The sequence below is a fragment of the Streptomyces sp. ADI95-16 genome, assembly GCF_003721495.1.
GTDB lineage: Bacteria > Actinomycetota > Actinomycetes > Streptomycetales > Streptomycetaceae > Streptomyces > Streptomyces goshikiensis.
The window spans coordinates 8,154,080-8,176,533 of sequence record NZ_CP033581.1; the positions used below are offsets into that span (position 1 = coordinate 8,154,080).

Here is a 22,454-nt window from a genome sequence, read left to right on the forward strand (position 1 = left end):
TCATGTTGCCCATGCTTGTGCGCATGGCCAGGGCACGGAGCTCTGGGTCCCGTGGGTCTGCTTCGTGGCGGCGGTGCAGGCTGGGCCTTCTCGCAGTGAAGCCTGAGGCCTCAGTGCTTCACTTCCTCGTGGGCGTTGCGGGCGCTGTTTTCTACTTTGGTGAGCAGTTCCTGCCGGGTTGGCTCGTCCATGGTGCGGGTCTGTGCCCAGGTGCGGGCCATGTCGACGCCCTGGGTGTGCAGGCGTTCTGCGCGTTGCTGTTCGGGGGTGTTCTTGAGTTCCTGGAGCCACGTGGCGGTGAGGCGACCGGCCGGCTCCGCCTGGTCTGCCTGTTCGGTGATCAGGCGGTCGAAGACCGCAGCATGCCATTTCCGGGCCTGGTCGGCGTCCTGGCTTGTGGCTGCGTCGGCGATGCCGTCCAGGATGCCGAGTGCGCGGGCGTTCTTCGTCGGCGGCAGCGAGAGATCTACGCCGGTCGCGTCCGCGGGGACGGCGGCGAGCTGCCCGGCTGCGGTGCGGGTTTCTGCCATCCGCAGGAGGGCGTATGCCTGGGGGTCCACCGCCACCGCGCGCAGGGTTTTTGTGAGAACACTGTTCCAGACCGAAAGGTGGTAAGTCCCCCCGGCTTCCCAGGGTGACTTGTTGTCGCCTGCGTTCACTATGTACTCGTTGTCGAGACCGGCGAGCATCTCATGTACATCGGGTGCGTAGTCGGCCAGGGCAGTGGCAAGGGGCACCCTCAATGCGGGGTCGAGCTCGATCTTCTGCGACTGCCCCCAGCCGAGCGCAAAGATGACGTCCTTCATCGCCTGCGCCTGCGCCTGGGTGTGACGCCCCGGTTGGCTGCCCGCAGTCGCCTTCACGATCGCCTCTCCGAGTGCCGCGCAGCTGATGCCGGGGTGGACAGCAGCCCCCACTGATTTCCGGACGCTCGCGTTTTCGGCCAGGCCATTGCAGGGTGGGGACGTCTCGCGCCCGAGGAGGAACCAAGTCCCGAATGCGCCGAGCAGGGCCAGGCATATTCCTGCCCCGGCCCACGCTTTCACTGGAACGGGTCGGCGTCCCGTGCTCCCCGTCATCGACGTCCCCACTTCGCTCTCTCGCTGCCCGGTCAGTTGGTCGTGTCGGTCAGGTACTTATGTGCTGTTTCAGTACCGCGGTTACGCCCTTCGAGGACGTCGCGGCTGTAGTCCTGAATGAAGCTCTCTTGGATGTCCGGCCTCTCCTTGGCCCACTCACGGATCATGATCGGCAGTTGGTTGTTGACCTCAAGGTACTCGTCCGCAATCTGAGGATTGATCTTGGCGTCGACCTCGCCCTTCATGCGGTTGCCCCACTCCCAGGCCCAGGTGTCGACGCCGCGCTGGATGGAGTCGCCGAAGGCGAGGGAGACGCCGCCGGCCGTGGTGAAGTACATGGGCGTCACCGCACCGCCGATGACGTGGTAGGCGAGCTTCGCCTTCCAGTCCGCCTCGCTGTACCCGGCCATCCGGCCGTCGTTGAGCACGTCCTCCCGGATGGAACTCATGACGCCCAGAGCGGTGCCCGCCTTGTTGATCGGGTTGGTGACGTCTGGTCCCTGTGCCCCCTTGGGAATCTGTTCCAGGGAGAGGTCGATGTAGCGGGACTCCGCCTTGTGGAGCGTTCCATAGGCTTCCGGGTCCTCGGAGAGACCGCGCATGAACTGCACCAGGTCCTTCTGGCTGACCGCCATGTGGGTCTTGTCGCCGTCCTGGAAGTATCCGGTCCCCGCGGCGGAGATGTACTTGGAGTCCAGGCCTCCGAGGATCTCGTGGGTGTCCGCGGTGTACGTGGCCAGCGCGCGGGCCAAGGGCTCACGCATGTTCTCGTGCACGCTCTGGTCGGGTCCGATCCCGCCGATCACGTCGTGCATGATGCGCGCCTGTCCCTCGGTGTGAGGGGTCGCAGGCCAGGGATCCTGGTTCGGGCCGAGCGGCGTATGGCCTGTCGTGCCGGATTCAAGGAGCAGTCCCAGACCGGTGCGGGCGTCCTTGCCCTCACTCTCGATGTCGCTGCGTGTCTCGATCTCGCCGTGCCAGACGGGAGTGTCGTCGAACTTCCAGTCGCGTTCCTTCAGCAGGTACTGGAGGTTGTCGTTCTTGTGGTCTGCACCCGGGTCGAGATACGAGGTGGCGGCGGCGGGGTCCTTGGACATGATGCCGAGCAGGCCGTCGAGCGGGTCGTTGGCGAACCAACCGCCCTTCTTGCCGCTGAAATCGCCCTGCAGATCCCAGATGTTCGGATCGCCGCCGCGCTTCCTGTCCTCCGCCGAGCGGATGTCGTCAGCGAGGTCGTGCATGAACGGCGCCGAGTAGCCGTCCCCGCTCTGCATGAGGGTGATCAGACTCTGATAGCCCCGGACCTGCTGCTCCCCGTGGCGACGACTGATGACGTTCGGAGCCTCGGCGGCTACCGCTAGGTCGAACTTCTCGACGCCGGCCTTCTTCAGCTGCTCCCGGAAGTCCTTGTAGAACTTCGACTTCGGGTCCTGCATCGCGTTGGACAGAGAGTTGGCGAGCCCCTTCTCCAGGTCCAGGTACGTCTGCTTGCCCTTCTTGTCATCGTGATACGCCAGGTCGTTGAGCTTGTTCGTGAACTTGAGCGTGTTCTGGGCACCCATCCCGTTGAGGAAGGTCTGGTTGAACTCGGTGCTCTTGGCGTTATCGCGGAAAGATCGGTCCAGCTCCGCGTAGTCGGCTGCCGACACCTTGTCGCCGCTGTTGATACGAGTGGCGATGTCCTCGGCATTGCGGGCCTCGTACACCTCGATGTCACCCTGCGCGTCGGCGTTGAAGCCGTTGAGGGTTCCATCATTGCCCTTGCCGAAGGCGTCCTTATTGCTGTCCACCACGACCGCCTCAAGAGCGATCTTGACACCCTGGTCGGCTTCGGAGACGGCCTTGACCTGATCGTTGATGTGCTGCTGCCACTTGTTGACCGCGTCACGGATGGTGGTCTGGCCGTCGGGATCGTTGTGGTAGGCCCTGCGCTCCGCGGGAGTCAGCTTGGCGTAGTCGAACGCGACGTTGCCCTGCTCCGAGACGGTCATCCCCGCCTTGATCGCGTCGTCGCGCGCGGACTCGACTCGCTTCTTCAGGTCGGCGAACTGGGTGTGGGCATCGCGCAGCAGGCTCGCGACCGCCTTGGCCTGGATCTGCGCTGCGGAGTACTCGTACCGTGTCGCGGCGAAGCTCGTGTGGGCGACGCCGACGCTGACGCCGCTCCAGTCGGGCCCCATGGTGATCTTCTGGACACTGTCGCCGTAACGGGTCTCGACCTTCTTCAGCTCGCCCGCCATCTCGTCCCACTTGCCCGCTGCCGTCGTCAGCAGGCCCAGGTCGGTCGACATCACTTCGTGGTACGTCAACATGTACTGCTCCCCCTTACAGACCGTTGAGCTTCGACCGGGCGCCCAGGGGACGGAACCCGTCCCCGGTGCCGAGGTCGTTCTGTACGAACAAGCCCGAGGCGCCGCGCAACGAACCCTTCTCAGAACCGAGCCGGCCCATCAGGACCTTCACCTGCTGGTCCCACGTGTCCGCCACCTTCTTCAGGCCCACGGCCGCGTCCCAGCCGTCGAAGCCCTTGACCGCGGTGTTGGTGCTCTCGTCCGCGTGATCCGTGGCCGTCTTGGTGTTCGGCTCAAGCTCGGTCTCGATGGTGTTGGCGGCAGACCTCTTCTGCGCCGGCGTCGACGCGAAAGTCCCCCCGCCACCGCCGTCGGCTGCCGGAGCACTGTTGAGCCGCATCGCTGCCTGGTCAGCGACCCTCGTCCTCTCGCTGCCCCACTCCTGCGTGAAGTCCCCCGACACGACCGCCCCCGTTCAACTCAAAACGCTTGGTTCCCTGCAGACCGTCAAACTGCCCATGCTTGCGGACGAACCACAGGCCGACGGTTTGGGAGCTGCGGGTGCGCTGGTCCATGCCAGCCACGTTCAGTTCTGCCGCGCGGCAGCGACCACCGGATGCCAGGCACGGCGCAACTCTCCTCGGCACAGGGCGTTCCTTGATCCTCTCCGCCGCTTCGTGGCAGCGCATTGCCGTCGACCGGCAGTCTTTACCCGCCATTCGCTGCCGGTGAAGGACCCCTTTGCCGACTATGGCAACCTGATTGCGCGTCAACGGGTTCACCGACGCGATGAGAACGGGGGAGTGCGTGACGGAGCGGGAAGCACCGCAAGACCGGCTGACGGGGTATGTCGAGTGCCTGCGTGATGCCTGTACCACCGGGCGCCGGATGACGCGCACCGAGCTGGAGGCACGCCGCGCCGAGGGGGAGCGGGCCGCGGAGCTCGGCTTCACCCTTCGCGTGATGATCCGCGAGCACCTGGCCGTGTCCCAGGAGGTCCTCACCCGGGTGCCGATCCAGCAGGCAGGCTCCCTGCTTGTGGTAACCGAACAGGCCATAGACGCCTTCGTCGAAGGCTATGAGCGTGCCCAGCACCAGGCCGTGCGTCAGGAGGAGGCCGCGCGCCGCGAGTTCATCGACGACCTCCTCTACGGGCGCAGCGATCTCGGGAGGCTGGCGGAGCGCGCCGAACGGTTCGGGCTGCGTCTCTCCCAGGCCCACGCGGTGGCCGTGGCGAGCGGACCTGAGCCGTACGGGGACGGCTACCCGGTGGCCCGCGGGATCGAGTCGGCGGTACTGACCCGGTTCGCGGGCCGGCAGATCCTGCTCACCACCAAGGACGGGCGGCTGATCTGTGTGGCCCCCGGCGACCAGCCGGAGGTTCTGGCGTTCTTCGCCAAACAGGCGTACGCCGCCACCGACGGCGGCAAGGTGGCCATAGGCCGCTCCCATCCCGGCGCCGGCGGCGTGGTGCACTCCTACGAGGAGGCACTCAACGCCCTCGACCTGGCCGAGCGGATGGGCCTGGACGGGCCGGTGCTGCACGCCGCAGACCTGCTGGTCTACCCGGTCCTGACGCGGGACCGGCAGGCGATGGCCGACCTGGTGGAAAACGTCCTGGGCCCGCTCCGTAACGGGCGCGGCGGCGCCCAGACCTTCATCGACACCCTCACCGCCTACTTCGACAGCGGCTGCGTGGCGACCGAGGCCGCGCGCCGGCTGTCGCTGAGCGTGCGGGCGCTGACCTACCGGCTGGAGCGGATCCACAGCCTCACCGGCGCCGACCCGGCCGACCCGGTCAACCGCTACACCCTCCAGACCGCGGTGATCGGCGCACGCCTGCTCGACTGGCCCGACACCGAGGTGTGAGCCCCCGCCTCAGGGCGTGCGGTTCCTGCGCGCCGCCGCCCAGTGCTGGATGTGGCAGCGAAGCCAGCGGGCCACTTCGCCCCGAGGCTGATCAGCAAGGCGGCGCTCGCCGCACACGCCACCAGCGAGGCAGGCATGTCCCTGAGGTGCCCTCCACCCCACAACAACACGGTGAGCGCACCCCACCACAGGGCGATGGAGACGGCCTCCGCGCGCCGGCTGCGTGCCATGCCAAGCTCCCTTCCCCCCTCCCCAGGGGGAGGGGGCGGTCGGTTCTCACGCCAGGGCGAAGTAGCGCAGCCACAGGTAGAGGGCGGAGATGGCGATCGTGACGGCGGTGACGATGAGGCCGTATTTGGTGAACTGCCAGAAGGTGATGGGGTGGCGGTTGCGTTCGGCGATGCCGAGGACGACGACGTTGGCGGAGGCTCCGATGGCGGTGGCGTTGCCGCCGAGGTCGGCGCCGAGGGCGAGGGCCCACCACATGACGTGGTCGGGGTCGCCGCCCATGTCGGTGACGAGTTCGCTGGTGATGGGCGCCATGGTGGCGACGTAGGGAATGTTGTCGACGATCCCCGACAGCACGGCCGATCCGCCCAGCAGCAGCATCGTGCCGCCCAGTTGGGCTCCGCCGATGACGTCCGCGAGGGAGCTCGCGAGTTCTCCGATGACGCCGGTCTCGATGAGCGCGCCAACCATGACGAACAGGCCGGCGAAGAAGGCCAGGGTCGGCCATTCGACCTCGCCGAGGACCTCCCCGGTCTCGACCTTGGAGATCGCGATCAGCAGACCTGCGCCCAGGAGAGCGACGACGCTGGGCGCGTAGTGCAGGACGGGGTGCAGGACGAATCCGGCGACAACCAGAGCAAGGACGCCCAGGCCCTGAATCAGCAGGCGCGGCTCCTTGATCGCCTCCCGTTCACGCAGCTCCATGATCGCGGCGGCGCGCTTCGCGTCGTAGACGAAATGCTTGGCGAACATCACCCGGCACAGCAGCACCAGGACGACGGTAAGGACCGCTGCCAGGGGGGCGAGGTGGACCAGGAAGTCGTTGAAGGTGAGGCCTGCCCGGCTGGCGATGATGATGTTGGGCGGGTCTCCGACAAGGGTGGCGGTGCCACCGATGTTGGAGGCGAACACCTCGGCGAGCAGGAACGGAATCGGGGAAAGCTTCAGCCGGTCGCAGACCAGCAAGGTCACGGGGGCGACCAGCAGCACCGTGGTGACGTTGTCCAGCAGGGCGGAGGCCACCGCGGTGATGACGACGAGCATGGCCATCACACGGAACGGTCTGGCCTTGGCCTTCTTTACCGACCAGATCGCGAGGTACTCGAAGAGACCGGTCCTTTTCAGGACCCCGACGATCATCATCATGCCCAGCAGCAGGAAGATGACGTTCCAGTCGACGCCGGTCTTGTCCGAGTGGAAAGCGGCTGTGTCGTCCGTGGCGCCGATGGCCAACATCAGGGCCGCGCCGCCGAGGGCTGCGGCGACGCGGTGGATCCACTCGGTGATGATCAGCAAGTAGACGCCGACGAAGACGGCGACCGCGGCCCAGCTCTGCCAACCGCTCACCCCTGACCCCCCACGTCGAGAAGATGACGCATCAAAGAAGCGGACGAGACCACTCCTAGGAGCCGCCGTCCTTCGTCGTCGCGGTCGATGACGGCGACCAGCGGCACATGGGTACGTGCCATGAGCGCAGCGATCTGTAGCGCCCCGGCCTCGGGGCCGACGAATGCCGGCTTGAAGGAACGCGCCGGGATCCACTGAGCGACGGTCTTCCCGGCAAGGCCCTCGGTGAGGGAGTCGGCGTGCCGGTCATCGATGACCGCGGCCAGCAGCGGATCCTCCATGACGTACTCGGGCACCAGCTGCCGCACCAGCTGGGAGCCGGGGACGACCGCATACGGGGTGCCGTCCCTTTCCAGGACCAGGAGCGCGGCGAGGTCGTGCTCGGCGAGCAGGCGTACCGCGTCCACGGCCTGGTCGTCGGTCGTCACATGCGGGTAGGGCTCGGCTAGATCACGGGCGATCATGCTGCTTCTCCTGGTCGAGTGCACTGCGCGGGGCGAAAACGGTGTCGGTCTGCTCGACGGCCTGGTCGTCGTCCGGTATGCCGGTGAGGTCTTCCACCTCGAAGAGGCGGGCGATCGGTACATCGGTGCTGGAGTGGGCGACGATCGAGAAGGCGATACACACGGCGATCAGCGTGTACGCCTGTTCGCCCTGCGGGATTCCGGCCTGGAGCACGAGCAGGCCGTAGACGACGGACGCGAAGCCCTTGGGGCCGAACCAGGCGGCGACCAGCTTCTCCCGCCGCTCGATCCGAGCCCCCAGCAGCGAGACCAGCAATGAGGCGGGGCGGATCAGAACGATCGCCAGCACCACGGCCATGTACCCGCCCACCGACAGATCGCCGAAGAGTGCCGGCGTCAACAGCGCGCCGAAGACGAGGAGGGCTGCGAACTTCGCCAGCTCCGCGAGCATCTCGCCCAGCGGCTCGAACACTGTCTTCGCCTCGGGCGAGACGGACGCCAGGACGGCCCCGGCGGAGAACGCCGCCAGGTAGGGGTTGGCGTGGGTGAGGTGGCACAGCCCGTACAGGATGATCCCGGTCGCGAGCGGCAGCAGCGGCTGGAGCTTCGGCTCCGCCCCCAGCAGTCGCAGTCGGACCAGGCCCGCCACTACCAGCGGCAGGACGACACCGAAGACCAGACCGAGCCCGAGTTCTAGGGCGATCTGACCGATGGAGGCGTCCGCCTGACCGGAGGTGGGGCCGGCCGCGGCGATCAGGAGCAGGACGACGGGCAGTGCGAGGCCGTCGTTGATGCCGCTTTCCACGTTCAGCAGCTGCCGCAGCTTCGCGGGAACTTCCTTGCGGCCCACGATCGCCGAGGCGAAGACCGGATCGGTCGGCGCGAGCACGGCGCCGACGAGGAAGGAGGTCGTCCAGTCCAGCCCGACCAGGTAGTGGGTGATCAGCGCCATGCCGGCCATGACCAGCGGCATGCCGAGACCCAGCGCGCGGGCCGGGTTCTTCCAGGTCTGCCGCAGCTTGGGGAACGAGACGTGCATGCCGTCGGTGAACAGCACCGCGAACAGGGCGAGATCAGCGGTCACGGAGACGATCGCGCTGTCGGCCGTGATGTGGATCAGCCCGAGGAACCCGTCACTGACCAGCGCCCCACCGAGCAGGAAGAGCAGCGAGGTGGACAGGACCGTGCGGGCGGCAAGCCCGGACAGCAGCACGGCGACCAGCAGTGCCACACCGAAGACTGCGACGAGCACCATGACGTGAAAACCCCGATCCGCGAAGAGAGCTATCCCTATCGCCGACCAGGCTTCCCGGCACACCACGGCGGACTTTACACGTTCCATACGCGCCGTTGACGGTTCCCTGACAGCAGTTCGACCCACCGGAACTTGCCGGACTCCGGCATGAACAAGTCACGAGCACCCCGTCTATCGTGGGCGTCCGACCCAGGAAGGTACCGATGAACGGCAACCCCACCTACCACGCGATCGCCCTCGCGGCCGGCACACTGCTCGTGCTGCCCGTCCCCTTGGTGATCCTCACCGGCTGGACGCCACGCGGCCTGCGAGGTCGACAATTGGCCGCCCGCCCCTACGCCTGGGCCGTCCTCTGCTTCTACACCCTCATGCCGCTCAACGCCGTCCCTCGAATGCTGGACGCATCCGCGGATGCCGTGATGGCCTGCACGGTCCTCGGCTTCGTCTTCATCGCGGCCGCTGTCGGCTGCTGCATCCAGGCCGAGCGCACGGCACGCCGAGCCGGCCCCAAGCAGGTGGCCTGACCAATGGACGGCCGCAGCATCACAGCGTGGGCGCGCCGCAACATCACCGAGCGCCGCCTGGCGGTCGCCATGGTGATCGCAGGAACGCCCACCACCCTGGCCGGCGTCGCCCTGTACGTCCTTCCCGGCCCCGGCTTCCCCTTCCTGGTCATCGGGCTCTCCCTGCTGATCACTGGTCTCGCGATGCTGGGGGTGGCCCGCAAGGGCACCTGACCGCCCGAGGTGAAGCCGAGCGGGCGCGTGTACACCTGGCGCGAGGTGTGTACGAGCCGCATGACATCCCTCACCCCCGCGTTCGTCCTGCGTGCACGCCTCTTCGTGCGCTGCGGACCAGGCGGACGAGTGTGCCGCGTCCGCGCCGCCGGAACGCGTGCCGTGTCAACCGGTCACCGCTGCTTGGCGGAGATCCACACGGCTGCCACGGCCGCCACGGCGAACGCGCACAGGGCAAGGAGTGCACTGCTGTACTCCGGCAGCGCGTACATCGCCGCCCCGGCGACGGTCAGCACCGCGCCGAAGACGGACAGCGGCGAAGGACGCCCGATGCGGGAAGGGCGGGGCATGGCGAGTACTCCTGGCAGGGAGGGAGTCGAACCATCAGGCTCCCATGCCCCTGGGCGCCCAGTACAGCCCATCCCGCCGCCGGTTTCGCCACAACCGGATCCTTCGGGTCAGGAACCTGAGGCGTGGATGTCCCGTCGGCCGAGGAGCTCGGCCAGCCCCCGCCGCGTGGCGGCGAGCACGACCCGGTCCTGGGCCTTGAGGACGTATCCGGGATGGAGGTCCCACACCAGACGGGCGTGGGGCTCAGGCCGCCTCGCCGGGCGTTGACGACAGGTCCGGTAGCCGTTGCGCCGGCGAAGCGGTGTCCAGGGCGATCACCCGCCACGCCCCCGGCCTGAAGGATTCGACGACGGTACGGCCTTCCAGCTGCGGGTGCCCGGCGACGTCCAGGGCCGCGAAGAGCAGCACGCGCCGCTCCACCGGGATGGCCCCGAGAATCTGCCGGCCCATCATGGCGCCGGCGAAGGCGGGAGCGGCCAGGTGCGTGACGCTGCGGCTGCGGGTGAGGGCGGCCGGGTGTGCGGCGCGCAGCGTGCGGTAGACGGCGGTGGCGAAGTCGTCCTCGTACAGCCGCATGACGACCCGCAGGTCCGGTCTGACCGCGCGTGCGTACAGGGCGGCCTCCAGGTTGGTGGTGTCGGCGCTGGTGAGGGCCAGGAGCGCGTGGGCGCGGTGGATCCGGGCGGCCTCCAGCACACCCTCTTCGGTGACATCCCCGAGGACGACGGGCACCCTCATACGGCGGGCCAGCGCGAGACCGCGGGCCTCCGGGTCGGACTCGACGCACACCACCGGGATCTCCAACTCCCGCAGCCGGACCAGGACCCGGGCCCCGATCTTGCCGAGCCCCAGCAAGACCACATGCCCGGACAGCCCGCGGGGCGGACGGCGCAGCGCCGTCGCGCTGCGGAAGGCCCCCAGGCCCTCCAGCGCGGCCGCGACCAGCACCGGCAGGAGCAGCAGACCGAGGAAGCCGGCCAGGATCTGCAGCGTCTTGCGCTCGGGAGCCTCCTCGAGGGCCGGGTGGTTGATCGCGAATATGTCGAGCAGGGTGATGTACGCGGCGTGCAGGGGGTGGTCGCCAGTGGTGAGCCAGGACGCCACCGCCAGGCCTGTCACCGCGGCCACGATGCCGGCCAGCGACCAGCGCAGCCGCCGCGAGAAGAGCGACGCCACCGGCAGCGCCGCCGCCAGACGACGCCCCGGCACGGCCGGACCCACATGCGTCATCGCCTCGAGCGCCACGATGCCCCGCCCGGTCGCGGCAGCTACCGCCCGGTCGTCGGGCAGCAGTTGCGGCCCCTGGTCACCGCTGCGGTCCGAGCCTTCGCTTCCGGCCGGATCGGCGGCGGTCGCGGACAGCAGCGCGAGGGTGCACATGCCCGGATCGGCCACCTGGCCCGCCCCGGCGGGGTACGCTCCACCGCACGCAACAGCAGGCCGTCCGCCTGGATGACCTTGCTGGTCCCGGCGATCGCACTTGCCGCGAGCGCCGGCGCGGCGGTGTCCGCGTCCGAGAGGACAGTCGTCGACGAGTCCAGCTCGCGCAGGCCGATACCCGGCTCGGCAACGACCGCCGCCTGGTCCAGCAGCTCCTCAAGGTGCTGACCGAGCTTGCAGTTGTACAGACGGATCACCAGCCGCAACCTTGGGTTGAGCCGACGAGCCAGGAGCGCGGCCCGTACGTTCGTGTCGTCATCCTCGTACACCAGCGCCAGCGCGGCCGCCCCTGCCACCCCCGCCAGGACCAGCGCCTCCTCGTCCGGGTCCGCCGCCTCAACGACACGCAGATCCCGGCTGCCTGCGCCCTCTGACAAGGGCCGTCCCGGCTGCCTGCTGCCGGGTATACGCCCGCGCAGTCCCAGGCCCCGTACGGTCCACCGGCCGACAGCCCCGTGCGGGGCGTGCGCGCCCGCCGGTACTACGAGCGTCACCCGCTCCCGGTACACCTCGCGCAGCTCGGCGGCCAGCCGGCGGGCCAGGCCGTCATCGCCACAAACAACCATCTGACCAGCGGGAAGAGGAAGTTGAGCCTGCAGGGAATTCGACACGGCCCCAGGATGCCTTGTACCCGGCAGCCACGCGCGCCCCCGTTCCGGCTACGGCGCTCCGCGCGGTGCCGCGGCCGGCTGGCAAGCGGGCCCCCGACTCTCGACGATGTGCGTCAAAGAGGCGTAAAGATTGCCGACCACAGGCAATGTGCGAGCCCGCGTCCCCCTGCCAATCTGCAGTTGTCCAGCGGGAAGGCAGCGGTCAGACGGGGAGGGCCCATGGGCTTGTTTCTGGGTTTCGGCATCGGGGGAGTCGTGCTGCTCGCTGCCTCGCTGGTGTTCGACGGGGTGCTCGAAGGGGTCTTCGACGGCGTCCTGGACGGACTGTTCGACGGGTGGCTGTCGCTGCCGGTGATCGCGGGCTTCGTTTCGATGCTCGGCTTCACGGGGGCGATCGTGCTCGGGTCCACGGGGCTCGGGCAGGGAGCGGCAGCCACCGCGGGGGTCCTGGCCGGAGCAGGCGCGGGCTGGGCCACGTACGGTTTCAGCCGGGCCCTGCAACGGGACGGCGACGGCAGCGCACCCCACCAGGCGGACCTCGTCGGTTCAGCGGGGCGGGTGGTCACCGCCATCCCGGCCGACGGCTACGGCGAGGTACTGCTGTCGCTCGGCGGCCAGCCGCTGAAGTACGCCGCGACCGCCGACGCCCCGCTGGAGCGCGGGGCCGAGATCTGGGTGACGGCCACGCCGTCCACGACTTCGGTCAGCGTCCGCGCCGTCAAGCGCTGAGCAGCGTAACCAAAGCCTTCCACCTTCCGATCCTCTTTCCATCAACCCTTGAGTCTGCCCCCACCCGGGAGGCAGGGGGGAACCACCATGAGTCCTGTTGTCACCGCGGTCGTAGGAGTCGTCGTACTCCTCGTCCTGCTTGCCCTCGTCGTCGTCACCCGCTACAAGGTCGCGGGCCCCAGCGAGGCATTCATCATCACCGGACGCCGTGGCAAAAGCTCCACCGATCCGGAGACCGGTCGGATATCGACCGACAACACCGGCCAGAAGGTCGTCGTCGGCGGCGGTGTGTTCGTCGTCCCGTTCGTCCAGCAGCGCTACACCCTCGACCTGTCGAGCCGTCACATCCCGATCGCCGTCCGGGGCGCGGTCACGCTGCGCGGCATCAAGGCCAATCTCGAAGGCGTCGCGATCGTCAAGGTCGGCGGCAACGAGGACGCCATCCGCGCCGCCGCGCAGCGGTTCCTGCAACAACAGGACGGCATCGTCGGCTTCACCCAGGAAGTGCTGTCGGGCGCGCTGCGCGCCATCGTCGGCCGGATGTCGGTCGAGGACATCATCCGTGACCGGGCCGCGTTCGCCGGCCAGGTCGCGGAGGAGGCCGAGGCCAGCCTGTCCGGCCAGGGCCTGGTGCTGGACGCCTTCCAGATCCAGGACATCACCACGGAAGGCTCGTACCTGGAGGACCTCGGCCGTCCCGAAGCCGCCCGCGCCAAGCAGGAGGCCGACATAGCCGAGGCCAACGCCCGGCAGGCCGCCGAACAGGCCCGGCTGAAGGCCGAGGAGGAGATCGCGGTCGCGCAGCGCACCCTGTACCTGCGCCAGGCCGAGATCAAGGCCGAGACCGATGCGGCCACCGCCCAGGCGAACGCCGCCGGTCCGCTGGCCGACGCCGACCGGCAGCAGCAGATCCTGGCCGAACAGGAGAAAGTCGCCGAACGGCAGGCCGCGCTGACCGACCGCCAGCTCGACACCCAGGTCCGCAAGCCCGCCGACGCCCGCCGCTACCAGGCCGAACAGGAAGCCGAAGCCCTCCGCGTCGCCCGAGTCAAGCAGGCCGAAGCCGAGCGCCTGGCGGCCATCGCCGCAGCCCAGGCCGAGGCCGAACGCGCCCGCTTGACCGGTGAGGGCGAGAAGCAGCGCCGCTCCGCCCTCGCGGAAGCCGAGGCCATCGAGGGCGCCAAGCGAGGCGAGGCCGAACGCGCCCGCCGCGCCGCCATCGCAGAAGCGGTACGCCTGGAGGGCGACGCGGAGGCCGCGGCCATCTTGGCCACGGGCGCCGCCGAGGCCGAGGCCATGCAGAAGAAGGCGGACGCCTTCGAAAGCTACGGTGACGCCGCGATGATTCAGATGATGGTCGAGGCACTGCCCCAGATCGTGGCCAAGGCCGCCGAACCGCTGTCCGCCATCGACAAGATGACCGTCATCTCCACCGATGGCGCGAGCAAGCTCTCCCGCACGGTCACTGACAACGTCGCCCAGGGCATGGAACTTCTCTCCTCCACCACCGGCGTCGACCTCGCCGGGCTCCTGGGCGGGCTGACCGCCGCCAAGACATCCGCCATGCCCGAGCCGAACTCATCCAACGGCAAGATCGAAATCGTCGGCTAGCTCGCACATCCTTGGGGCCCGCTGAGAGCGGGCCCCAAGACGCGGGCGGCGGCAGACGCGAAGCGAGGGGGATGCCAGGTGAACTACGACCGTGAGCCGGTGTTCAAACGAAGCAAGTGGGGCACCCAGAGGTACTACTACAATCCGCGCAACCCCATCGGACTCACCCTGATCATCGTCTCCCTCCTCTTCGCCGGGACGATGATGCTCCTCATGGCGAACCGGGCAGGCCCGTTCGCACCGGAGCCCGCGCCCACATGGAGTCCGCCACGATACGAATACTCGGGGCCACAACCGGCGAGCACCCCCACACCCTGGCCGGCCCCGCCGCCCACCAGCCTCCCCGAGCCTTGAAGCGGCCAATCCGCTGGTGCGTGGCCCCGAGAGCCGCCGAGCGTCTCTGAACGGTGGAGCACGTTCTACCCGCGTGCCACAGCCCATACATCCCTCCGGTCCGTGAGGCGGCGGTCCCCTCGCTGATCCGGTATGGCCGAAGCCCTGGACCTGCTCGGCACACTCCTTGACCGGGTGAGCGTGCCAGCGTTGATGGTGCTTCTCGGGCTTCTCGACGACGCCGAGCTGCCCGAGGACATCCGCCGGGCCGTCGGCGAGATGTTGTTCGCCTCAGCTCCCGCCTCGCCTGAACCGCGGGAGCCGGCGGCCATTCACGAGACCGTCGGCCCCGGGCGGAGGCCCCGGTGCTCAGCGCCCGGCCACCCAGGTGCCCGACCGCGCGGCAGTGACCGCTCCGCCGGGGCCCTGCCGTCACTGCTCCTCGCAGCGCCCGCCGGTGGTGGGGGTGATCACGTCGTCGTCCGGGCCGGCGTCGACGGTCCCGCCCACCTCGAACCAGAACACCTCAGCCGTCGCCGTACAAGACGACGACGCAGTCCTCAACACCAGTTTCGGGGAGTTCGGCGTCGTCGAGGGGCCCGAGGAGCACCGTCAACGCCTGTCCTTTGTCGGCGCTGATCAGTTTCAGGCGTGGCTCGCTCACTCTGTTCGGTTCGGCGGGCGTGTTCAGCGGGCCAGGTGCAGCCGGGTGTGGAAGTACCCTGCCGACTCTTTCCCTGCCGGGTCTTCTCCGAGCGCAGTGACGGTGGCCACCGCGCGTTCCCGTTCCCGGGGGTCGGTGAAGCGCCGTTGCGGCTGGGTGGTGGCGGCCCGCTCGACGGTGAGGCCGTACGACTTCAGGCAGCCGGAGATCGCCCCGTAGTCGTGGGTGCGCAGGACGAAGGCAGCCACCGGCACGGGGTGGCCGATGGCGGTGAATAGCCGGGTGAAGGTGCGTTCGGTGAGGAAGCTGGTGCCGCCGGTGACGGTGATCAGGCCCGTTCCGGCGAGTGAAGCGCGCAGCCGCTTCTCCGGCTCGGTGTGCTCCAGGTCCACGCAATGCCCCTCGTCGAGCAGCCCGACGGCCACGGCGTAGTCCAGGGCGGGGCGCGAGACGTCGATGCCGATGGCTCGCACGGCGTCGGGGCGGCGGCGGACCGCGTAGAAGTCACGGTCGCGGTCGGCGAGTTCGGCGGTGGTGAGTTCGGCCGCACGAGCTGAGGTGTAGTGCGCGAAGAGTTCGTCGAGGGTGACGTCGTGGTTGAGGAGGGCGGCGTTGATCCCGTAGGAGCAGCACACGTCGAGGACCGTACGCCGCCCAGGCCCGAGTTCGGCGGCAAGCGCGCGGAAGACCGGCTGGGCGTGGCCCGGGGTCTGGTACTCGTACGGCCCCAGGGCGGTGAAGTACCCGCGGGGATCGGGGAGAGCGTAGACGTCGTCGAAGCTGGTCATGCCGACTGGGGTCATCGGGGTGCGCCTCCATGGCGATCGGCGGGAGTAGGGGCGGGGCACGGGTGCCCAGTCGTATCCGGCCATGCACCGGCGACGAAAGGCCGCCGATCCGGCCACCGGCGCCGGCCGGTCCGGATGTCGGCCACTGACTTCAGGCACGGGACCGGCGGCCGCCTGACGGCGGGTGGCCGCCGGCAGCCGGTCCCGGCAGGAAACCGCTGACCGGCGCAGCAAGTGCGGGCTGTCACCTTCACCGGGTGGCGGCCCCGCACGGCCGTGTACCGGGCAGGCACCCAGGCTTGGGACCTGACCGCAAGGGCTGCGAGGAAGGACGTGGAGGCGATGACACGCTGGCGGCGTCGCGTCGGGGACAGCGTGCCGACAGGAGCGAGGCCGCCGCATGCGGCTGGTGCGCCCACCGGTCCGGGCATGAGTCCGCAGCCCTGTTCCCGAGCCTGCCCGGCCGGGGCCGTCGCGCTGAGACCGAGGGGCGGTTCCCCACTCGTGCGTACAGCATCAGCAGCCGGCGGCAGCACTGTGAGGTATGGACGCGTTCGCACGCAGCCACAAGCCACGAACATCTTCGCCGTGCCCGCCGGGTCGGCGGCGGCCGCCTGCTGAGCGGCCGCTGACTTGGGGCGGGTGCTGCCTGGGCGACGATTGTCGGCGGCGCGGCGCGGCGCGGCGCGGCGACGGCGGCCACCACCAACGGACTAGCCGCCAGCGCCGCCCACATGCCGAGCGGGGTGAACCGCGGGACCGCGCGCCACAGGCCGGTGTACCGCAACGGTCTCGGGGCGGGAGCCACGCAGACCTCACTAGTCCGATCACCGTAGCCCCCTGCGCAATCACGGATCGAGCGGTGACTCACCGGTGAGTCACCCGATCTCCCCGCCCCAGGTCAGGACGCCCACCCACCCATGGTCGCCGGTGAACTCGCGGGTGAGTACCTGTGTCTGCTCTTCGCCGGTATCGCCGGCGTTCGGGGGCCTGGCACGGGTGAATGCGACGGCGTATCTGGTAGCTGAGGGAACCGAAGGGGCGCCCCAGGCAGGTGGTCGGCACTTCCTGTGGTGCCCCCCGGCTGCTTCTCGCCGAGTGTCGGATATCGGTGAGTCGCCATTCGTCCGCTCATGTCACGCCGTGGCGCGGGCTGTGCCTGGTGTATCCCTCTGCCTCTGCACCTCATCCGTGGCTCGCCGCGGCGGGGTGGGGTGCCGGTCGGCTTCTGCACAGGACGAAGACCTACCTTGGTCGTGAGTCTGGCTCGTGTCCTTTTAGGCGGCGGCTTTCTGTGTCGCGACGGCTTGGACGCGTTCTCCGAGCTGGCGTACCGCGCGGGTACCTGGCTGGGCTTTGACGTGGGTGCGCAGTGTTGCGAAGTGTTCGTCGCCGCGTGCGGTGGACAGGGCGGTGTAGTCGTTGAGGAAGGTGTCCCATGTGGCGCAGGCGGCTTCGATGTGTCCGAGCTGCCATTGGCGGGTGGCGAGGATGCCGTTGGCGTGGACGCGGCCCTGCCGTTCGGCGGCGGGTCGGGCCCGGTTTGAGCGCTGCATGGCTTTGATGGATCCGGGGAGGTCGCCGAGTTCGGCGAGGACGTGGGAGACGTGGAACTCGTAGGCGGTTCGGTCGTAGCCGCCTACGGCGTCGTTGCGGCCGTCGGCTCGGGAGAGGGCGTCTTCGGTCTCTCGCAGGCGGGCGAAGGCTTGGCGGCGGTCCTTGACCATGGCGGCGCCGTGGGCCTGCTGGCCGCGCAGGAACGCCACGAGTCGGGGGCCGGCTGCCGGTGCGGCCTCGGCTGCCGAGTCGGCGAGTTCCAACGCTTTCGTCCCGTATCCGAGGTTGGAGGCTTGCAGTGCCATTCCGCGCAGGGTCCGGCAGTAGGTGACGTGGTCGCGGGCGTCGTCGGCGAGGCCGAGGGCTTGGACGAAGTACTGCTGTCCGAGGCCGTGCGCTCTCTCGTACATGGCCATCCACCCGGTGAGGTAGACGAGATCGGCGGCCGCGGCGAGCATCTGCTGGCGCACCTGCGGCGAGGTCTCGGCGGAGATCCACGGCATGACCGTGTTGGCGAGGAACGCGGCAGCCATCGGCCGGGCGTGGCCGCCACCGAGCTCGTCGAGAATGCCCGCGATGTGGTCTGTCATCCGCTGCACCGTGGCGACTTCGCCCGCGCCGACGTGGACGGTGCGCCCTGCCTTCACATCCTGGTCTGCCGAGTTCAGGCGGTCGCCGAGGTCGGAGTAGACGGGGACCATGAGGGCCGCCGAATAGAGACCGGCGCTCAGCACGCGCCGTCGTGATGGGTCCATGTCGCCCCTTACGAGGTCGGACAGGTCGCCGACCGTGTCCGTGCCGATGCCGGGGAACCCGGCCTCCGCGCACGTTATCGGGCGGCCGATACGACGGGAGAGCGCTTCGGTGATGACCGACGGGACTCCCTCGCGGGGCATCGTGCCCCTGAGCCAGTACGTCACGGTGCTCGCCGAGTAACTCAGCTCCATGCCTGCTTCGGCGCCGGTCCGGTTCACGGCCCGTGCGAGCTGGCCGTTTCCCCATTCGGCCTCGGTCATCAGGCCGGCGAGCGCTCTGTTCGGTTCGCGTGTCATATCGAACCCCCTGCCATTCAACGGATTCAACGGGTCCTCCAGCATGACCTGTTCTCCCGGCGGTTGTACCCCCGTTGAATGAGTACCAGCCACCCGGCGCCGTGATCGTAAATCCCCCGGGCCCCTTCCCTGGGGTCGACAGCGCCGGTGGGTTCCCGCCAGGCCGGTTTCCTTTTCTGTCCCCCTTCCGGGGGACCGGCTGGCCCACGACCAGGAGGTGAACGGCATGAAGATCGGTTCGTTCGGTCACGAGGAAGATCACGGACGGCTCGGCAGCACCGCCCCCGACGTCCCCAGCGGAACCGACGTCCGGCTCGCCGGCATCAGGAAGCCGGAGGCTCATGGGCGGCCGGCCGATGAGAGCCCCGTCAATTGGTGCCACTGGCACATGGGCCCGTCCCAGGCCGCCCTGCCGGTCCAGTTCGGTGCCCGCTCCTGCGGCCCGCCCATCCTCATGTATGCCTGTACGTCCTGCCGCGAGCAGCATGAGCTGACGGTACGAAGGAGCCGCACATGACCTCCGCGGCAACGGGTGTCCGCTGCCAGGACGTCCCCCTTCCGACCGCACACGGCCTCACCTGGGACCAGGCGGCCGGCCGGGCCTGCTACGCCTGCGGCAAGCTCCTCTCCTCCGGCGCGGTACTGGGCGGTCTGGCATTAGGCCGAAGCGGCGCACACCGCCTCGACACCGAGGTGTGGGCCTGCCCTGACCAGGAGGCTGAGCAGTGACGGCCATGGGACGGGGCGATCTGCATCAGCCCCAGAGGGCGCTGAACAGGCCTCGCGACGGGGTCGTTGCGACGCTGGGGCCCGAGGGAACCGACGCCCACGCGGAAGCACTGCGCCACTTCGGCCAGGTCGTCCTGACCGAGACCTTTGACGCCGCCGTCCGGTCCGCGTACGAGAGCGACACCTACGCCTTGGTGGCCGCCGGGTTCGTGGAACGGACCGGGCGCGACGTCAGCGACATGTGGGTGAACATCCACTTCCGCAACCTGGACCGCATGCACCTCCATGACGTGTGGGTGAGCCCGACCAAGCAGATGTGTCTGGCTACGCGACGGACCGGACGCCCTGACACAGCCCGGTCCATCGCCTTGCACCCCGCAACCCAGGTCTTCGCCGACGCCTTCGCACCGGCCGGGGCCCGGCGGCAGTACGTGGACGCCAAACCGGTGGCCGTCCGCCTCGTCGCCGAGGGACAGGCCGACTGCTGCATCGCATCGGTCGACATCGCGGAACGCCACGGACTCCGGATCCACCACGTCTTCCAGCCGACGATGGTCTGGTGCCTCTACGGCCCACTCCCAGACAGGGAGAAAACGTAATAGACCCTACCTAACCGCTGCTAGGCTCGCGCCTCACAGCCTCGGCCGCACGCCCAACAGCGCTGGCCGACCATCGACTTGGGAGCAATCCGTGAAGGTTCTCATCACCGGCGGCGCCGGCTTCATCGGCAGCACCATCGCCTCCGCATGCCTGGACCAGGGCATCGAACCGGTCATCGTCGATGACTTCTCCACCGGCCGCCGCGAGTTCACCCAGGGCCGTGTCTGCTACGAGGGGGACATCTGCGACGGGCCGCTCATCGACCGGATCTTCGCCGAACACCCGGACATCGAAGCCACGGTCTGCTGCGCCGCCAAGATCGTCGTTCCCGAGTCGGTAGCCGAACCGCTGTACTACTACACAGAGAACGTCGCCAAGGGCCTCGCGCTCCTGGGTCACCTGCTGCGCAACGGCTGCCACCGGGTGCTGTTCAGCTCCTCCGCCGCGATCTACGAGTCCGGCCTGGGCATCACCGAGTGCGCCCCCCTGAACCCGCTCAGCCCCTACGCCCGCACCAAGGCCGTGTTCGAGAACGCCCTTGAGGACATCACGGGCGGCAGCGCCCTGCGGGCGATCTCCCTGCGCTACTTCAACCCGATCGGAGCCGACCCCAAGATGCGCTCCGGGCTCCAGGTGATGAAGCCGACGCACGCCCTCGGCGTCATGATCGACAAGTTCCACGCCGGCCAGCCCTACCCGGTCACCGGGACCGACTGGGAGACCCGCGATGGCACGGGCATCCGCGACTACGTCCACGTCTGGGACCTGGCCCGCGCCCACACCGCGGCCCTGCGGGCCTTCGACACCATCGTCCCCGTATCAGGGGACACCTACCGCGTCATCAACCTCGGCTCCGGCACCGGCACCACGGTCCTCGAACTGATCAAGGCCTTCGAGAACGTCACCGGTCAGCCCATGCCCACCCAGCTGACCGGCCGGCGCCCCGGCGACACCGCGGGCGCATACCCCGACATCACCCTCGCCGACACCCTCCTGGACTGGCGTCCGGAACTCTCCGTCGAGCAGGGGATCGCCGACTCCCTCGCCTGGTACACCCAGCGCGAGACCATCCTCCGTGGAGCAGACGAATGACGGCTTCCTTAGCCTCCGCTCGACCGGCGATGAGGATCCTCGTCGCCGGGTACGGCGTCATGACGGCAGGCATCATCCCCCACCTGGTGAACCTGCCCCACACCCGAGTCACCATCGCCAGCAAGCACCTCGCCGCCGCGCCCCTGCCCAGCACGACGCTGACGCGGCCCCACGACGTCGCTCATGCAGAGCCTGACGTCATCATCGGATGCTTCGCCGACGAACCCGACAGCCAGGCCTTTTGGACATCCGCGCAGACCACGGACCACCTGGCCAGCCACAATCCGGTGTGTATCGAGCTGTCCACGATCAGCCCCGCCTGGGCCGAGGACTGGCACAAGCACATCAGCGGCCACGGCGGCATCCCCGTGGAATGCCCCGTCACCGGCAGCCGGCCCGGCGCCACCACCGGAACCCTCACCGCGTTCCTCCACACCCCGGTCCAAGACGACCGGACCGAGACAGTCCTGGCCGCCTTCACCGCCCACCGGTACGCGTTCACCCGGCCCGGCAACCCGGCCCGCTTCAAACTGATCTACAACGCGTGGGGCGCCTCGATCCTCCACAGCCTCGGCGTCTTCGCCCGCCAGCTCCCGGCCCACCTGGGCGAGGACTACCCCATCGCAGCGAAAGCCGTCACCACCGACGGCTGGATGTCCACCATCGCGGCCTCCAAGCTCCCGCGCGTGGCACGCCAGGACTACGCAGACCCCGACTTCGCCGCCCGCCACATGCTCAAAGACCTCGAACACGCCCGCGATCTCCTCGGCGCCCTACCCCTGATCGACCTCACGATCGCAGCCTTCGCCCAGACCGTAGCCAACCAAGGGCCGTACGCCGACTTCACCGCCGTCGCCGACCCGGGACCAGCATCATGAAGCGCACCGACATCCCCGACCTCCTGCACCACCTGCGCAGCGCACTCGCGAAGACCACAGGCATGTCGGTGGCGCTCTCCGGATCCCTCGCACGCGGAGACTTCCGCACCCGGACCGACGGCACGATCACCTCCGACCTGGACCTGATCCCCATCGTCCCCACCCCCGCCGACGTCGCGGCCGCCCGCGCGCAGCTCCAGCCCGTCCTCCAGAGCACCGCAGACCAGTTCGGAATCACAGCCACCGCCGCGATCACCCTCCAGGACAAATGCCTGAACGTGCCCCGCGCCCGCTACCTCACCAGCATGACAGCCCACCCCTGGCTCGCCGACCCCCTCGACGTAGCCCCGCGCCTGGCAGCCGCCAGCACCGCGGCGCTGAAGACCACCTCAGACGACCCCGACCTGCCGTGGCTCATCCAGCCCATCACCTACTACCTCGCCAAAGCCACCCACGAGGACCCTGTCACCAACATCGCAAAGGCACGCACCGCCGCGTCGCACCTGCTCAGCCACCTTGGCCACACCGGCTGCACCAACCCGACAGACCACGTCCCGCAGATCGTCACCGCGATCCGCGACCTGCACTCCGTGAAACCCCTGCCATCTTCCCAGCGGTTCCTCACCACCCCCACCGCGCAGGACGTATTCAGCACGGTCCGCGACCTGGTCTTCACCGAAAACCAGGGCATCGGCTTCACGGCCTCCGCGATGGCAGCCACTCCCCGGATCCCCAACTGATCAGGAGGC

General features: G+C 68.9%; 21 protein-coding genes and 1 pseudogene. 11 read left to right on the forward strand and 11 right to left on the reverse strand.

Annotated elements, in window-relative coordinates:
* Positions 1-110: 110 nt before the first annotated feature.
* From EES41_RS36630 to EES41_RS36640, 3 genes are all read right to left on the reverse strand, one after another.
* Complete coding sequence (locus tag EES41_RS36630) at positions 111-863, reverse strand: hypothetical protein (protein ID WP_164496078.1); 753 nt, start codon at positions 861-863, stop codon at positions 111-113.
* 248 nt (positions 864-1,111) lie between these two features.
* Entirely contained in the window at positions 1,112-3,391 is a 2,280-nt protein-coding gene (locus EES41_RS36635; RefSeq protein WP_123082131.1) for a hypothetical protein, read from the reverse strand.
* A 13-nt stretch (positions 3,392-3,404) separates the two neighbouring features.
* A complete protein-coding gene (locus EES41_RS36640; protein WP_123082132.1) occupies positions 3,405-3,770 on the reverse strand; it encodes a hypothetical protein in 366 nt (121 codons plus the stop codon).
* 389 nt (positions 3,771-4,159) lie between these two features.
* Between EES41_RS36640 and EES41_RS36645 the strand changes: the two genes are divergently transcribed.
* Complete coding sequence (locus EES41_RS36645; RefSeq protein ID WP_164496152.1) at positions 4,160-5,239, forward strand: CdaR family transcriptional regulator; 1,080 nt, start codon at positions 4,160-4,162, stop codon at positions 5,237-5,239.
* Between the two features lie 276 nt (positions 5,240-5,515).
* Here EES41_RS36645 and EES41_RS36650 read toward each other — a convergent pair whose 3' ends face one another.
* The 3 genes from EES41_RS36650 to EES41_RS36660 are packed head-to-tail and all read right to left on the reverse strand — an operon-like array spanning position 5,516 to position 8,533.
* Positions 5,516-6,814: an SLC13 family permease gene (locus EES41_RS36650; protein ID WP_123082133.1), complete on the reverse strand. Its 1,299-nt coding sequence runs from the start codon at positions 6,812-6,814 to the stop codon at positions 5,516-5,518.
* Positions 6,811-7,278, reverse strand: coding sequence for a CBS domain-containing protein (locus EES41_RS36655; RefSeq protein WP_123082134.1), 468 nt, complete (start codon positions 7,276-7,278; stop codon positions 6,811-6,813). The genes EES41_RS36650 and EES41_RS36655 overlap by 4 nt, the downstream gene beginning before the upstream one ends.
* Positions 7,265-8,533 carry a sodium:proton antiporter gene (locus EES41_RS36660; protein ID WP_123082135.1) on the reverse strand — a complete coding sequence of 423 codons (1,269 nt, stop codon included), beginning with the start codon at positions 8,531-8,533 and terminating at the stop codon, positions 7,265-7,267. Before EES41_RS36660 ends, EES41_RS36655 begins: the two co-directional genes overlap by 14 nt.
* Positions 8,534-8,736: 203 nt before the next feature.
* Here EES41_RS36660 and EES41_RS36665 point away from each other — a divergent pair, with 203 nt between their 5' ends.
* On the forward strand, positions 8,737-9,057 hold the full coding sequence (locus EES41_RS36665) for a hypothetical protein (RefSeq protein WP_123082136.1): 321 nt from the start codon (positions 8,737-8,739) through the stop codon (positions 9,055-9,057).
* 3 nt (positions 9,058-9,060) lie between these two features.
* The gene (locus tag EES41_RS36670; RefSeq protein ID WP_123082137.1) at positions 9,061-9,270 is read left to right on the forward strand and encodes a hypothetical protein; all 210 of its coding nucleotides are present in this window, start codon (positions 9,061-9,063) and stop codon (positions 9,268-9,270) included.
* Positions 9,271-9,443: 173 nt separating this feature from the next.
* Here EES41_RS36670 and EES41_RS41835 read toward each other — a convergent pair whose 3' ends face one another.
* Complete coding sequence (locus EES41_RS41835) at positions 9,444-9,620, reverse strand: hypothetical protein (RefSeq protein WP_164496079.1); 177 nt, start codon at positions 9,618-9,620, stop codon at positions 9,444-9,446.
* A gap of 108 nt (positions 9,621-9,728) precedes the next feature.
* Positions 9,729-11,627 (reverse strand): annotated as a pseudogene (locus tag EES41_RS36675) (TrkA family potassium uptake protein).
* Between the two features lie 264 nt (positions 11,628-11,891).
* On the opposite strand from EES41_RS36675, the gene EES41_RS36680 reads away from it, so the two are divergent.
* Together EES41_RS36680 and EES41_RS36685 are read left to right on the forward strand one after the other, a co-directional pair.
* Positions 11,892-12,401 carry a hypothetical protein gene (locus tag EES41_RS36680; protein WP_123082138.1) on the forward strand — a complete coding sequence of 170 codons (510 nt, stop codon included), beginning with the start codon at positions 11,892-11,894 and terminating at the stop codon, positions 12,399-12,401.
* 87 nt (positions 12,402-12,488) lie between these two features.
* A complete protein-coding gene (locus tag EES41_RS36685) occupies positions 12,489-14,012 on the forward strand; it encodes a flotillin family protein (RefSeq protein ID WP_123082139.1) in 1,524 nt (507 codons plus the stop codon).
* 859 nt (positions 14,013-14,871) lie between these two features.
* Here the strand turns inward: EES41_RS36685 and EES41_RS41840 are convergent.
* The 3 genes from EES41_RS41840 to EES41_RS36705 all read right to left on the reverse strand — a co-directional run bounded on the left by EES41_RS41840 (position 14,872) and on the right by EES41_RS36705 (position 18,406).
* Entirely contained in the window at positions 14,872-15,009 is a 138-nt protein-coding gene (locus EES41_RS41840; protein WP_164495650.1) for a hypothetical protein, read from the reverse strand.
* Between the two features lie 23 nt (positions 15,010-15,032).
* Positions 15,033-15,812: a hypothetical protein gene (locus tag EES41_RS36700; protein WP_254211715.1), complete on the reverse strand. Its 780-nt coding sequence runs from the start codon at positions 15,810-15,812 to the stop codon at positions 15,033-15,035.
* A 1,262-nt stretch (positions 15,813-17,074) separates the two neighbouring features.
* A complete protein-coding gene (locus tag EES41_RS36705; RefSeq protein WP_123082143.1) occupies positions 17,075-18,406 on the reverse strand; it encodes a hypothetical protein in 1,332 nt (443 codons plus the stop codon).
* Positions 18,407-18,632: 226 nt separating this feature from the next.
* Here EES41_RS36705 and EES41_RS36710 point away from each other — a divergent pair, with 226 nt between their 5' ends.
* The 6 genes from EES41_RS36710 to EES41_RS41845 all read left to right on the forward strand — a co-directional run bounded on the left by EES41_RS36710 (position 18,633) and on the right by EES41_RS41845 (position 22,445).
* Positions 18,633-18,923, forward strand: coding sequence for a hypothetical protein (locus EES41_RS36710; protein WP_123082144.1), 291 nt, complete (start codon positions 18,633-18,635; stop codon positions 18,921-18,923).
* Positions 18,920-19,135: a hypothetical protein gene (locus EES41_RS36715; RefSeq protein WP_123082145.1), complete on the forward strand. Its 216-nt coding sequence runs from the start codon at positions 18,920-18,922 to the stop codon at positions 19,133-19,135. The genes EES41_RS36710 and EES41_RS36715 overlap by 4 nt, the downstream gene beginning before the upstream one ends.
* On the forward strand, positions 19,132-19,734 hold the full coding sequence (locus EES41_RS36720; RefSeq protein WP_216827300.1) for a hypothetical protein: 603 nt from the start codon (positions 19,132-19,134) through the stop codon (positions 19,732-19,734). Before EES41_RS36715 ends, EES41_RS36720 begins: the two co-directional genes overlap by 4 nt.
* 91 nt (positions 19,735-19,825) lie before the next feature.
* On the forward strand, positions 19,826-20,827 hold the full coding sequence (galE, locus tag EES41_RS36725; RefSeq protein ID WP_123082146.1) for a UDP-glucose 4-epimerase GalE: 1,002 nt from the start codon (positions 19,826-19,828) through the stop codon (positions 20,825-20,827).
* On the forward strand, positions 20,824-21,705 hold the full coding sequence (locus tag EES41_RS36730) for an NAD(P)-binding domain-containing protein (protein WP_123082147.1): 882 nt from the start codon (positions 20,824-20,826) through the stop codon (positions 21,703-21,705). Before galE ends, EES41_RS36730 begins: the two co-directional genes overlap by 4 nt.
* Complete coding sequence (locus tag EES41_RS41845; protein WP_164496080.1) at positions 21,702-22,445, forward strand: hypothetical protein; 744 nt, start codon at positions 21,702-21,704, stop codon at positions 22,443-22,445. The genes EES41_RS36730 and EES41_RS41845 overlap by 4 nt, the downstream gene beginning before the upstream one ends.
* Positions 22,446-22,454 lie beyond the last annotated feature (9 nt).

What these genes read in the sequence shown, in the direction of transcription:
- EES41_RS36635 (WP_123082131.1), bottom strand. Translation starts at nt 3,391, where the DNA reads ATGTTGACGTACCACGAAGTGATGTCGACCGACCTGGGCCTGCTGACG.
- EES41_RS36640 (WP_123082132.1), bottom strand. Translation starts at nt 3,770, where the DNA reads ATGCGGCTCAACAGTGCTCCGGCAGCCGACGGCGGTGGCGGGGGGACT.
- EES41_RS36645 (WP_164496152.1), top strand. Translation starts at nt 4,160, where the DNA reads ATGAGAACGGGGGAGTGCGTGACGGAGCGGGAAGCACCGCAAGACCGG.
- EES41_RS36655 (WP_123082134.1), bottom strand. Translation starts at nt 7,278, where the DNA reads ATGATCGCCCGTGATCTAGCCGAGCCCTACCCGCATGTGACGACCGAC.
- EES41_RS36660 (WP_123082135.1), bottom strand. Translation starts at nt 8,533, where the DNA reads ATGGTGCTCGTCGCAGTCTTCGGTGTGGCACTGCTGGTCGCCGTGCTG.
- EES41_RS36665 (WP_123082136.1), top strand. Translation starts at nt 8,737, where the DNA reads ATGAACGGCAACCCCACCTACCACGCGATCGCCCTCGCGGCCGGCACA.
- EES41_RS36670 (WP_123082137.1), top strand. Translation starts at nt 9,061, where the DNA reads ATGGACGGCCGCAGCATCACAGCGTGGGCGCGCCGCAACATCACCGAG.
- EES41_RS41835 (WP_164496079.1), bottom strand. Translation starts at nt 9,620, where the DNA reads ATGCCCCGCCCTTCCCGCATCGGGCGTCCTTCGCCGCTGTCCGTCTTC.
- EES41_RS36680 (WP_123082138.1), top strand. Translation starts at nt 11,892, where the DNA reads ATGGGCTTGTTTCTGGGTTTCGGCATCGGGGGAGTCGTGCTGCTCGCT.
- EES41_RS36685 (WP_123082139.1), top strand. Translation starts at nt 12,489, where the DNA reads ATGAGTCCTGTTGTCACCGCGGTCGTAGGAGTCGTCGTACTCCTCGTC.
- EES41_RS36700 (WP_254211715.1), bottom strand. Translation starts at nt 15,812, where the DNA reads ATGACCCCAGTCGGCATGACCAGCTTCGACGACGTCTACGCTCTCCCC.
- EES41_RS36705 (WP_123082143.1), bottom strand. Translation starts at nt 18,406, where the DNA reads ATGACACGCGAACCGAACAGAGCGCTCGCCGGCCTGATGACCGAGGCC.
- EES41_RS36710 (WP_123082144.1), top strand. Translation starts at nt 18,633, where the DNA reads ATGAAGATCGGTTCGTTCGGTCACGAGGAAGATCACGGACGGCTCGGC.
- EES41_RS36715 (WP_123082145.1), top strand. Translation starts at nt 18,920, where the DNA reads ATGACCTCCGCGGCAACGGGTGTCCGCTGCCAGGACGTCCCCCTTCCG.
- EES41_RS36730 (WP_123082147.1), top strand. Translation starts at nt 20,824, where the DNA reads ATGACGGCTTCCTTAGCCTCCGCTCGACCGGCGATGAGGATCCTCGTC.
- EES41_RS41845 (WP_164496080.1), top strand. Translation starts at nt 21,702, where the DNA reads ATGAAGCGCACCGACATCCCCGACCTCCTGCACCACCTGCGCAGCGCA.